Source organism: Halanaerocella petrolearia (assembly GCF_054657875.1).
Map to the genome: position 1 here is coordinate 590289 of NZ_BAAHXW010000002.1, position 12301 is coordinate 602589.

Below are 12301 nucleotides of genomic sequence, written 5' to 3' on the forward strand. Positions count from 1 at the left end.
TAAGTAATTTATAAAACTAATTGTTTGGATTTAGCGATCACTTTGTGATAGTTTCACTTAAGCTCACCTTTGGGTTCAAAATACATGAACCACTTCGTGATAAGATCTGCTCAGACTCAATATTGTGGCTTGTTTATAACTGTACACTAAATTGTAAACTGAATTGTTCAGGGAGGGTTAATAATGACAGAAGAGATTCCAACACGTAACGCTTATGGTGAAGCTTTAGTTGAATTAGGAGCTGAAAATGAAGATGTAGTAGTTTTAGATGCTGATTTATCTGGTTCTACTAGAACTGCTTACTTTGCTGAAGACTATGAAGGTAGATTTTTTCAAGTAGGAATTAGTGAACAGAATATGATGGGGATGGCTGCTGGATTGGCTAGTGCTGGCAAGACTCCTTTCGCTAGTACTTTTGCTGTATTTGGTAGTGCACGGGTAGGTGACCAGATTAGAAACTCAATTGCTTATCCAAATCTTAATGTTAAGATTGCAGTAACTCACGCTGGAATTACAGTTGGCCCAGATGGTGCTACTCACCAAGCTATTGAAGATATTAGTATTGTGCGTGGAATTCCAAATATGACTGTAATTGTACCTGCAGATTATACAGAAGCTAAGGCAGCTACTAAAGCTGCAGCTAATTATGACGGACCAGTTTATTTAAGGTTTGGTCGTGTAGGAACTCCAGTAGTTTTTGATGAAGAGACATATGAATTTGAATGGGGTAAAGTGAATACAGTTAAAGAAGGTAGCGATGTAACAATCTTTGCTACCGGAATGATGTTAGCAGAGGCTATTGAAGCTAGAGAAGAGTTAGCTAATGAAGATATCTCAGCTGAGGTAGTCAATGTACATACCATTAAGCCATTAGATGTGGAAGGTGTTATTGAATCTGCTAAGAAGACAGGTGCTGTAGTAACAGCAGAAGAGCATAATATCTATGGTGGATTAGGTAGTGCTATCTCTGAAGCATTATCAGAAAATCATCCAGTGCCACTTAAAAGAGTAGGAGTTGAAGATACATTTGGTAAGTCTGGTGCTCCAAAAGAGTTAATGAAAGAATTTGAATTGACTGCTGATAAGATTATAAAGCAGGTTAAAGAGGTTATAAAAAATAAAAAGTAATATTAGTGTCAGTGTGAGTAATGAGTGGGAGCAGATTTATTACGAAAAGTCTGAAAAACTTGTAGAAAATGAAGAGTTTGAATTTACTCACACTAGTACTAGTTCCTAATTACGTAAAGAAGGAGGCGTTTATTTAGATGAATACAGAAGAAGTAGCAAGCATGATTGATCATACAATTTTGAATGCTGATGCTACTGCTGAAGATGTAATAGCTAAATGTCAAGAAGCTATTGAGTATGGCTTTGCTTCAGTCTGTGTTAATCCAGGTTTTGTTAGGTTAGTTAACCAGGAGTTAAAAGGTAGCGAAGTTAAGGTTTGTACAGTAATTGGATTTCCATTAGGTGCTGCCACTACAGAGACTAAGGTATTTTCTACTAAAGATGCTATCAATAGTGGTGCTGATGAAATTGATATGGTAATTAATCTAGGAGCAGTAAAATCTGAAGCTTGGGATATTGTTCAAGATGATATTGTTTCTGTAGTTAGAGCTGCTAGTAATAAAATAGTGAAAGTTATTATTGAAACTTGCTATTTAACAGAAGAAGAAAAGAAGAAAGCCTGTGAAGTAGCTAAAGAAGCTGGGGCTGACTTTGTTAAGACGTCTACTGGTTTTGGTACTGCTGGAGCTAAGATAAAAGACGTTAGGTTAATGAAGGATGTTGTGGGAGACAATTTAGAAGTAAAAGCTTCTGGTGGAGTTAGAAGTATAGAAGATGCAGAAGAGATGATTGAAGCAGGAGCTACTAGAATCGGTGCTAGCTCAGGAGTTAAAATTGTAACAGGTGAAGAAGTAAATACAGATTATTAATTTATAAGAAAGCCTCCCTTAAATGGGAGGTTTTCTTATTTTAATAATTCGACAAAGTTATACAGAAAGTAATAGTTTGGAGTTGACAAACTTGTATATACAGGTTATAATATTAACAGAACAAAAGTTGTATATACAAGTTATAATATTATAACCTCTATAAGAACTGTATATATAATGACAAATAATATGATGAATTTCTATAGGGGGGAAAACTAATGGCAGCAGATTATAAGAAGAATGCTGAACAAATAATTAAACATCTTGGTGGCAAAGAGAATATTGAGAATGCGGCTCATTGTGTGACTAGGCTTCGCTTGTCTTTAAATGATGAATCAGAAGTAGACAAGGAAGAATTAGAAGCAGTAAAATTAGTTAAAGGTGCTTTTAGTTCATCAGGAGTTTATCAGGTTGTTATTGGTTCGGGTGATGTTGAGAAAGTATATGCCGAATTTACTCAACTTACTGGCATGGAAGAAACTTCGGTATCAGAAGTGAAAAGTTCTGGCGCTAAAAATTTAAATCCATTGCAGAAATTAGTTAAAACATTATCAGATATCTTTATGCCAATTATTCCAGCTATTATAGTTGCTGGTGTGTTAATGGGACTTAATAATTTATTAGGTGCTAAAGGACTATTTGTAGAAGGTAAGACTTTATTACAAGTATATCCTGGTTTGCAAGGCTTATGGAATTTAATTAATATGATGGCTAATACATCTTTTGTATTTTTGCCTGCTTTAGTTGGTTGGTCTGCAACTAAGAAGTTTGGTGGTAGTCCAATCTTAGGTATTGTTACGGGACTTATGTTAGTTCACCCTAGTTTGATGAATGCTTGGGGTTATGGAGAAGCAGCACTTGAAGGAAATGTTGAACACTTTAATATCTTAGGATTATTTCAGATAGAAAAAGTAGGATATCAAGGACAGGTTTTGCCAGTCTTAGCTGCAGCATATATCTTAAGTACAGTAGAACAATGGTTAAGAAAATGGGTTCCAAATGCTATTCAGTTATTAATAGTTCCAATTACTAGTATTTTAGTAACAGGGTTCTTATCATTAGGATTTATTGGCCCGCTTACTCGTAATCTAGGAGGTATGTTAACTTCAGGAATTGTTGGTGCATATGAGACTGCTCCATGGTTAGGCGGTTTATTATATGGTTCGTTATATGCTCCAATGGTTGCTACAGGAATGCATCATATGTTTCTTGCTGTTGATATTCAGTTAATAGCTCAGCATGGTGGAACATTCTTATGGCCTATGTTAGCATTATCTAATATAGCTCAAGGAAGTGCTTGTTTAGCAATGTCTTGGATGGCAGATGATCCAGATGATAAGAGTCTAGCTTCAACTTCTGCTATCTCTGCTTACTTTGGAATTACTGAACCAGCTTTATTCGGTGTTACATTAAGAAAGAAGTATCCGTTCTTTGCTGGAATTATTGGTTCTGCTTTAGCAGGCTTATATATTACAATGAATGATGTACTGGCTTCATCAATTGGAATTGGAGGATTACCAGGATTTATCTCAATTATTCCAAAGTATATTCCAGCATTCTTAGTTGGAACAGTAGTTTGTTTAGTTATTCCATTTGTCTTAACAGTAATATACGCAAAGAAATTTGCTAAATAGATAATTTATAAAAGGCCTGAGAAGGGCCTTTTAATTTTATCAATAAAGTGATAATTCGTAAGTTATTAATAATTAAAAAAGGGAGGGTATTATGAATAATTTACAACAAGATTGGTGGCGGGATTCAGTTGTTTATCAGATTTATCCAAAGAGTTTTAATGATACTACAGGAAATGGTGTAGGAGATGTTCAAGGAATTATAGGAAAATTAGATTATCTAGATAAATTAGGAGTAGATGTTATTTGGTTGACTCCTATTTATGATTCACCACAGAATGATAATGGATATGATATTAGAGATTATTATAGTATTTATGAAGATTATGGTACAATGGATGATTTTGATAAGTTATTGGATGAGGCACACAAACGTGATATTAAAGTTATTATGGATATAGTAGTTAATCATACTTCTACTGAACATGAATGGTTCGAAGAGGCTAGAAAGTCTAAGGACAATAAATATAGAGACTTTTATATCTGGAAAGATGGTAATGATGGCCAGATTCCAAATAACTGGGAATCAAAGTTTGGTGGCTCTGCTTGGAAGTATGATGAACGGACTGGACAGTATTATTTACATCTATTTGATGTAACTCAAGCTGATTTGAATTGGGAGAATCAAGAAGTAAGAGATAAAATATATGAAATGATGAACTTCTGGTTAGATGAAAAAGGGGTAGATGGATTTAGATTAGATGTAGTTAATTTAATCTCTAAAAGACAAGACTTCCCAGATGATTATGAAGGAGACGGTAGAAAATTCTATACTGACGGGCCAAGGGTTCATGAATTTATGCAAGAGATGAACCAAGAAGTGTTCTCTAATTATGATATGATGACAGTAGGAGAGATGTCTTCAACTAATATTGAAGACTGTATTAAATATACTAATCCAGATAGAAATGAACTGGATATGGTCTTTAACTTCTATCATTTAAAAGTCGATTATCCAAATGGAGAAAAATGGACTAATGTAGACTTTGATTTTATTGAACTAAAGGAGATTTTATCTAATTGGCAGGTAGGAATGAACCAAGGTGGTGGTTGGAATGCTTTGTTCTGGTGTAATCATGATCAGCCACGAGTTGTAACTAGATTTGGTGATGATGGAGAGTATCATAAAGAATCTGCTAAGATGTTGGCTACTACGATTCACATGATGCAAGGAACACCATATATCTATCAAGGTGAAGAGATTGGTATGACAGATCCTAAATTTGACAGTATTGATGATTATCGTGATGTCGAGTCTTTAAATGCTTATCAGATCATGAAAGAAGAAGGAAAAGAAGAAGAAGAAATTATGAATTCTATTAGAGCCAAATCAAGGGATAACTCAAGAACTCCAATGCAGTGGAATGATAGTCAGAATGCTGGTTTTACTAGCGGAACACCGTGGATTAATGCAGCACCAAACTATAAAGAAATTAATGTCCAACAAGCATTAGAAGATGAAGATTCTATCTTTTATTATTATCAGCAGTTAATTAGCTTAAGAAAAGAGTTTGATATTATTGTATATGGTGATTATCAATTAATCCTAGATAATCATCAAGATATCTTTGCTTATCTAAGAAGTTATGAAGATGAAAAACTGTTAGTTGTCAATAACTTCTATGGAGCAGAAACCATGTTTGAGTTACCAGATGAATTACAAGATTTAGTTGGTTATGATAGTGAAATTTTAATCTCAAATTATGATGATTCTCCAGAAGAGCTTAAAAATATTAAGTTACGTCCATATGAATCCATTGTTTATCATCTTGAAAAATAATTCATAAAATGATAGAATAAACCGGGTGATAGATAATGAAAAACAAATATTTAAGTATTTATAATGATTTAGTTGATCAGATAGAAGAAGGTAAGTTAGAGCCTAAGACTAAGCTACCTTCAGAAAATGAGTTAGTTAAAGAATATGATGCATCTCGTGGCACTATCAGAAAAGCTTTAGATTTATTATCACAGAATGGTTATATTCAAAAGATAAAAGGTAAAGGTTCATTTGTTTTGGATATACAAAAATTTGATTTTCCTGTTTCAGGTTTAGTAAGCTTTAAAGAGCTTTCTGATAAACTAGGTCAAAATTCTGAAACTATTGTTCATGAGCTAGAGTTAATGAAACCAGATAATTTTCTACAGAAACAATTGAATCTATCTAAAGATGATGAAGTATGGAAGATTATTAGAGCAAGAGAGATAGGTAATGAAAGAATAATTTTAGATAAGGACTTCTTAAATCAAGAATTTGTTTCTGATTTAACTAAAGAAATCTGTAAAAGCTCTATTTATGAGTATATTGAAGATGAATTAGAGTTAGAAATTAGTTTTGCTAAGAAAGTTATTTCTATAGAGGATGTTAGTAGAGAGGATAGAGAGTATCTAGATCTAAATGGTTATGATGTTGTTGTAGTAGTTAAAAATTATGTTCATCTAGATGATGCTAGCTTATTTCAGTATACTGAATCTAGACATAGACCAGATAAGTTCAGATTTATAGATTTTTCTAGACGAGGTGTCTAAAGAATCTTGGTAGGTGATCTACTGAGGTTCTTTTTTATTTTATGCAGTAACTAGTAATTAGTAATCAGTGATAAGTGATAAATAATAAAAAGTATATTTCAAATTATCTAGCTCTAGAATAATATAAATAATGTCCCTCATACTAATAAAAAAGATTATTTTGGAGGGATAATATGTTTCTAACAGATGAATTTGCTGAATTATCTATTGGAATGGTAAATAAAAAATTAAAAAAGATGGAAGAGTCAGAGCCGGAGAAGTATGATGAATCACTTGAAATGATATTATTATTGACTGAAATAGCTACTCATTTTTTAAAGGAGAGTAAAGAGTTTCGAGAGGCTTTTGCTGAAATACATGCTGAATTCTTAAAATATCCAGAAAGCAGACAAGTAATAGAAGAATCAATAGCAACCTTCAAGCGGAATGAAGATTAAGCATATTAGTTATTTGTTTAATTAGAAAAGTTCCGGATAAATTTGGTGATATAAAATCATGATAGATATAGTTGATAGTAAATCGAATTTATTCGGAAGTATATTTCTTGACAATAGTCTAAGTTTTGTTTAACATATAAATAGATATAAATATGTTTATGTTATAGTCAGGAGTTATAAGTAATAAGTTGTGAGCCAATTCCAAGTTAAACCATAAAGCAATTTAAGTTTCTTAAATAAAATTGAGGGGAGATAGTAATGAAAGAAAGAATAGAAAATACTACGCAATTGTTAAAGGCCTTAGCTGATGAACGAAGATTACAGATTATTAATTTATTATCTTGTGGCAAGATGTGTGTCTGTGATTTAACAGATCATTTAGATATAAGTCAACCTAATATGTCACATCATCTTAAAGTACTTAAAAATGCTGGACTAATTAAGGCTACTAAGCGTGGAAAATGGGTTGATTATGAATTAAATGATAAGAAGTTAGATCAACTACAGGAAAATTTAGATTTTATGACTACCAAGCAATCTAGTCAATCAAATTTTGAAAAATCAAATTGTTAAAGGAGGATAAAAATGAAATTAGCTTTAATCTCAGATATACATAGTAATATTTATGCTTTAGAAGAAGTATTAAAGGATATTGAAAGTAGAAATATTAATCAAGTAGTTTGTGCAGGTGATTTAGTAGGTTATAATCCTTTTCCTAATCAAGTAATTGACAAAATAAAAAAGGAAGAGATTAAAACAGTCCAGGGCAATTATGATGAGGCAATAGGAAATAGTCGAATTGCTTGTGGCTGTGATTATAGGACTGAAGAGGCTAAGAAGATAGGACTATCCTCTCTTCAATTTACTGGGGAAGAGACTACAGATAATAATAAAGAATTTTTAAGTAATTTACCACAGGAGTTAAATTTGCAACTAGATGGTTATATTGCTTTAGTAGTTCATGGTAGTCCGCGAAGATTAAATGAATACTTGTATGCTGACAGTGAACAGGTTAAAGAAGTAACAGCAGAGTTACAAGAGGACATTTTAATCTGTGGTCACACTCATTTGCCTTATCATAAAATAATTAATGATAAACATGTAATTAATGTAGGAAGTATTGGTAAACCAAAGCATGGTAATCCTAATGCAATTTATACAATTATTGAGGTTAAAGATAATCAGATAAAGGTTGAATTTATTGAAGTATCTTATCCAGTAGAGAAGGTAACTGCTAAAATAAAGGAGACGGATTTAGCAGATGAATCGATTGAGCTGCTAGAGCAAGGCATTGGGTAAATAATTAATAATTGAAAATTGATAATGAATAATTAGAAAAAAGATATTAAGAAGGAGGATTATTATGAAACAAGAAGTGGAGACTAAGGAGGAAATTGAAGAAGGAGGATTAGGTTTTTTTGAGAGATATTTAACGGTTTGGGTAGCATTATGTATTATAATTGGAATTGGGATTGGTCGCTTTTTACCAGCAATTCCAGAAACACTTAGTCAATTTGAATATGCTCAAGTTTCTATTCCAGTAGCAATTTTAATCTGGTTTATGATCTATCCGATGATGGTACAGATTGATTTTAGTAGTATTGTAGAGGCAGGGAATAAACCTAAAGGTTTGGGTTTAACATTAGTAGTAAATTGGTTAATTAAACCTTTTACCATGGCTTTTTTTGCTTGGTTATTCTTAAAGAATATTTTTGGTGCTTTTATTAGTCCTCAGTTAGCTGATCAATATATAGCAGGTGCAATTTTATTAGGGGCAGCACCTTGTACAGCAATGGTTTTTGTCTGGAGTTATTTAACAGATGGAGATGCAAATTATACTTTAGTTCAGGTAGCTGTTAATGATTTAGTCTTAGTTTTTGCTTATGCTCCTTTAGTAATGTTTCTATTAGGAGTAACTGACTTCAGTGTGCCATATGATACAGTACTATTATCTGTTGTATTATATATTGTTGTGCCGTTAGTAGCTGGTTATTTATCACGAAAATATATAATTAAGAATAAAGGTCTAGAGTGGTTTGAGAATATCTATCTAAAGAGTTTAGATAATTTCACAATTATTGGGTTATTATTAACATTAATTATTTTGTTCTCTTTTCAAGGAGATATTATTTTAAATAATCCATTTGATATTTTATTAATTGCTATTCCACTAACGATTCAGACCTTCTTTATCTTTATTTTAGGTTATGGTGGCGCTAAACTGCTTAAATTAGATCATTCTGTAGCTGCACCAGCTAGTATGATAGGAGCTAGTAATTTCTTTGAGTTAGCAGTAGCAACAGCTATTTCTATCTTTGGTTTAAGATCAGGGGCTGCTTTAGCGACAGTAGTAGGAGTATTAGTTGAAGTTCCAGTTATGTTGGCATTAGTAGGTATTGCTAACCGTACTAGACAGTGGTTTCTTAAAAGGTAGATAATTATAAAAGTAAAATGATATCGAGATAATGTTTCACTTTTTAATAAAAAGTTAGCTTAAAAAATTGAATTCAAAGGCGGTTTCGGAACGGCCTATCGGCCTTCTTCCGAGTACCTTTTGTCAAAATACACCCCAAGAGTACTTCTTCATTTCATTCAGAACGCAATTAGTAGTCTTTATCATTAATTCAATAATTTTAATCAGCTATATAGTTTAACAATAAATGAATTGAAGTAACTGACTATTTTTCATTTACATCTGATAAAACTACTAAAAAGGTACAAAAAGATTTTTTAGAAAAACAAGTTATGTTTCCTACTATTAAAGGATTACTAGATTATATTCAACACTTTTGATTCATATATTAACTGCTATCTTAAGTAAAAAGTCGCATTGTTTTTCTTATTTAAAATCAAAACTTTTTAGAGATAACAAAATTATTTTTAGTAAAGATACATCTTAGATTTTTATTGGTTTTGACCTTAACTGTACACTGTAAATTGTAAACTGTAAACTGCAGAAATATCTCGATTAAATACCATTTTAAATATTTTTATTGACAATAACTACTCTGCAAACATATAATTATATTAGAAGATGTTAATATAGTTATATTTTTTTAAAATTAATATTAGGATATTATAATATACTTATAGAAGGAGGAGTATAATGTCATTAATTTCTAAATTAAAGAGTGATTTATTTAAGGCGTTGGCCCATCCAACTAGAATTAAAGTTATAGAGTTATTAACAGAAGGCGAGTTATGTGTTTGTCATATCTATGAAGAGTTAGATCAAAGTCAATCTAATATTTCTCAGCATTTGAGCAAGTTAAAGCAGAACCAATTAGTGAAAAGTAGAAAAGATGGTTTAAAAGTTTATTATAGCTTAAAGGATGAACAAATTATAGATATTTTAGACTTAGCTAAAGATATTTTGTTAGATCAAATTAATGAGACTAGAGAGGTTTTAACTAAGGAGTGATTTAGTATAATTGAGTGGTTTGCTGATTTAATGGTGTACAATTGGTTTGGTTTTAGTGAAACAACTCGGCTAGGTGAGTCTGTTCACTTCTTTATTTATGATACAATTAAAATCTTATTTTTATTAACTATAATGATCTTTGGGATTTCTATTATTCGGAGTTTCTTTCCGCCTGAGAGGACAAAAAAGTTATTAAGTAACAGAAAAAAGTATGTTGGTAATGCTTTGGCTTCTATTTTAGGAGTAGTGACTCCTTTTTGTTCTTGTTCATCTGTACCTATCTTTATTGGTTTTGTTGAATCAGGAGTTCCATTAGGTATTACCTTTTCCTTCCTTATTACTTCTCCAATTGTTAATGAAGTAGCATTAGTTATGTTATATTCTTTATTTGGTTGGAAGGTGGGGACTTTATATTTAATTAGTGGGCTTGTAGTTGGTATTGTAGGAGGAATAATAATTGGAAGTCTAGGCTTAGAAGATGAAGTAGAAGAATATGTCTATCAGATTGAGATAGATGAAGATGAAATAGATGAGTTATCATGGCAAGATAGAATTAAATATGCTAAGGGCCAAGTTAAAGAGATTGTTGGGCGTGTCTGGAAGTATGTAATTATTGGAATTGCTATTGGTGCTTTAATTCATGGCTATGCTCCAGCAAGTGTTTTGGCTAAGTATGCAGGAGAAGGAAATCCACTAGCAGTTATTGTAGCAGTTTTATTTGGTATTCCTCTATATTCTAATGCTATGGGAACTATTCCTATTGCCCAGGCTTTAATGAATAAAGGAGTAGCTTTAGGAACTGCTTTAAGTTTTATGATGGCTACTACTGCTTTATCTTTACCAGAGATGGTTATCTTACGTAAAGTAATAAAACCTAAGTTGATTGCTATCTTTATTGCTGTCGTAGGAATAGCAATTATAGGTGTTGGTTATTTATTTAATTTTGTAGATGTATATTTTAATATAGCGATGTAGGATCAATTGGTAATTGAGAATGAAGAATTAATAATTAAATAATAAGACATAGGGAATAGTTAATAAAGAATAAAAAATAAGGAATAACGAATGAATATAAAAAAAGTAGAGGGCTTAATATATTAAACCCATATCTTTAAAAATTGGTTTTGATTTAGCTCATGACACAGGACACATGACTCACAACTAGTGTCACTGAAAGTGATATATTTAAATTATAAATTAAAAAGGAGGTGAAAAAATGAAAGTTACTATTTATGGGCCAGGTTGTAAAAACTGTGTTACATTAGCTGAGAATGCTCAAGAAGCAGTTAAAGAGTTAGGAATTGATGCCCAAGTAGAGAAGGTTGAAGATATGGCTGAGATTGCTAAAGCTGGAGTAATGAGCACACCAGGGTTAGCAGTTGATGGTGATGTTAAGATTAAGGGCAGAGTACCTAGCAAGGATGAGATTAAGGAATTACTTAAGTAGTATAGTGAAAAGAGGTGCCTCTTGGCACCTCTTTTCTATGTTAAAATTACTTAGCCTCAGCTAAGACTTGATCATATGTTTCTCTATCTTGAAATTCTTCTTTCTTTGCCTTATTCCAGTTGCTAGTAGGAGTAATGAAGCCAACCACTCTACTATATACCTTACACTTTTGTCTTTTTGTTTCTTTAGCCATTTTTACACCTCCTTAATTTCGGATATTTACTTCTGTTACATAATCTTCAGCAATCTGTTTAAATTCCTCTAATTTAGCTGGGGGAAAACCTTGCTTTTCTTGTAACTTAGGATCTAATGTATTAGCTGATCTAAAGTTTTGAATATAGTAGTAGTTGGCGTTAGTAATCAGTTTACCAATTTTTTTGATATCATCAGTATCATGGAGACTAGGGACTACAGTAGTTCTAAATTCATAATTCAAGTTAGAGTCTTTAATTAAATTTATACTAGTAATTATTTGATCAGTAATTGATCTATCAGTAAATTTATTATATTTATCTAATGGACCTTTGATATCCATTGCTATATAATCAATTAGATTTTGGTCTATCAGTTTTTTTAAAACTTTAGGTCTGCTACCATTAGTATCTAGTTTGATTTTTAATCCATAGTTTCTTATATCTTTAATTAGTTCTTCTAAATTAGGTTGTAAAGTAGGCTCGCCACCTGTAATACAGACGCCATCAATTAAATCTTTTCTATTATCTAAAAACTTCCATAGCTGTTCTAAAGGTAGATATTCTGTTTTAATTTCTGGTTTAGAGATTAAATTAGGATTATGACAATAGGGACACTTTAGATTACAGCCTTGGGTAAATATAATACTAGCTATCTGCTCTGGATAATCAATTAAAGTTGTCTTTTGGACACCTGCTATCTTCATA

14 protein-coding genes are annotated in these 12301 nt (G+C 31.8%); 12 read left to right on the forward strand and 2 right to left on the reverse strand.

All coding sequences use genetic code 11. From position 1 onward, the window contains the following. Positions 1-183: 183 nt before the first annotated feature. The 12 genes from ACYQ39_RS10190 (at position 184) to ACYQ39_RS10245 (ending at position 11402) form a co-directional block, all read left to right on the forward strand. Positions 184-1128, forward strand: coding sequence for a transketolase family protein (locus tag ACYQ39_RS10190; RefSeq protein WP_459842709.1), 945 nt, complete (start codon positions 184-186; stop codon positions 1126-1128). 137 nt (positions 1129-1265) lie between these two features. Next, on the forward strand, positions 1266-1937 hold the full coding sequence (gene deoC / locus ACYQ39_RS10195) for a deoxyribose-phosphate aldolase (protein ID WP_459842711.1): 672 nt from the start codon (positions 1266-1268) through the stop codon (positions 1935-1937). A gap of 218 nt (positions 1938-2155) precedes the next feature. Beyond that, complete coding sequence (treP, locus tag ACYQ39_RS10200; RefSeq protein ID WP_459842713.1) at positions 2156-3571, forward strand: PTS system trehalose-specific EIIBC component; 1416 nt, start codon at positions 2156-2158, stop codon at positions 3569-3571. A gap of 91 nt (positions 3572-3662) precedes the next feature. Then, positions 3663-5348 carry an alpha,alpha-phosphotrehalase gene (gene treC, locus ACYQ39_RS10205; protein ID WP_459842715.1) on the forward strand — a complete coding sequence of 562 codons (1686 nt, stop codon included), beginning with the start codon at positions 3663-3665 and terminating at the stop codon, positions 5346-5348. A 35-nt stretch (positions 5349-5383) separates the two neighbouring features. After that, positions 5384-6097, forward strand: coding sequence for a trehalose operon repressor (gene treR / locus ACYQ39_RS10210; protein WP_459842717.1), 714 nt, complete (start codon positions 5384-5386; stop codon positions 6095-6097). A 173-nt stretch (positions 6098-6270) separates the two neighbouring features. Then, the gene (locus ACYQ39_RS10215; RefSeq protein WP_459842719.1) at positions 6271-6534 is read left to right on the forward strand and encodes a hypothetical protein; all 264 of its coding nucleotides are present in this window, start codon (positions 6271-6273) and stop codon (positions 6532-6534) included. Between the two features lie 258 nt (positions 6535-6792). Then, positions 6793-7107 carry an ArsR/SmtB family transcription factor gene (locus ACYQ39_RS10220; RefSeq protein ID WP_459842721.1) on the forward strand — a complete coding sequence of 105 codons (315 nt, stop codon included), beginning with the start codon at positions 6793-6795 and terminating at the stop codon, positions 7105-7107. 12 nt (positions 7108-7119) lie between these two features. Then, positions 7120-7833: a metallophosphoesterase family protein gene (locus ACYQ39_RS10225; protein ID WP_459842723.1), complete on the forward strand. Its 714-nt coding sequence runs from the start codon at positions 7120-7122 to the stop codon at positions 7831-7833. A 64-nt stretch (positions 7834-7897) separates the two neighbouring features. Then, positions 7898-8968, forward strand: a complete 1071-nt coding sequence (gene arsB, locus ACYQ39_RS10230; RefSeq protein ID WP_459842725.1) for an ACR3 family arsenite efflux transporter — start codon at positions 7898-7900, stop codon at positions 8966-8968. A 672-nt stretch (positions 8969-9640) separates the two neighbouring features. Beyond that, the gene (locus ACYQ39_RS10235) at positions 9641-9955 is read left to right on the forward strand and encodes an ArsR/SmtB family transcription factor (protein WP_459842727.1); all 315 of its coding nucleotides are present in this window, start codon (positions 9641-9643) and stop codon (positions 9953-9955) included. A gap of 6 nt (positions 9956-9961) precedes the next feature. Then, positions 9962-10930: a permease gene (locus tag ACYQ39_RS10240; protein ID WP_459844341.1), complete on the forward strand. Its 969-nt coding sequence runs from the start codon at positions 9962-9964 to the stop codon at positions 10928-10930. A 241-nt stretch (positions 10931-11171) separates the two neighbouring features. Continuing rightward, positions 11172-11402, forward strand: coding sequence for a thioredoxin family protein (locus ACYQ39_RS10245; protein WP_459842729.1), 231 nt, complete (start codon positions 11172-11174; stop codon positions 11400-11402). Positions 11403-11448: 46 nt separating this feature from the next. Here ACYQ39_RS10245 and nrdD read toward each other — a convergent pair whose 3' ends face one another. Continuing rightward, entirely contained in the window at positions 11449-11595 is a 147-nt protein-coding gene (gene nrdD / locus ACYQ39_RS10250) for an anaerobic ribonucleoside-triphosphate reductase (RefSeq protein WP_459842731.1), read from the reverse strand. A gap of 12 nt (positions 11596-11607) precedes the next feature. Further along, positions 11608-12300: an anaerobic ribonucleoside-triphosphate reductase activating protein gene (locus tag ACYQ39_RS10255; RefSeq protein WP_459842734.1), complete on the reverse strand. Its 693-nt coding sequence runs from the start codon at positions 12298-12300 to the stop codon at positions 11608-11610. Position 12301 lies beyond the last annotated feature (1 nt).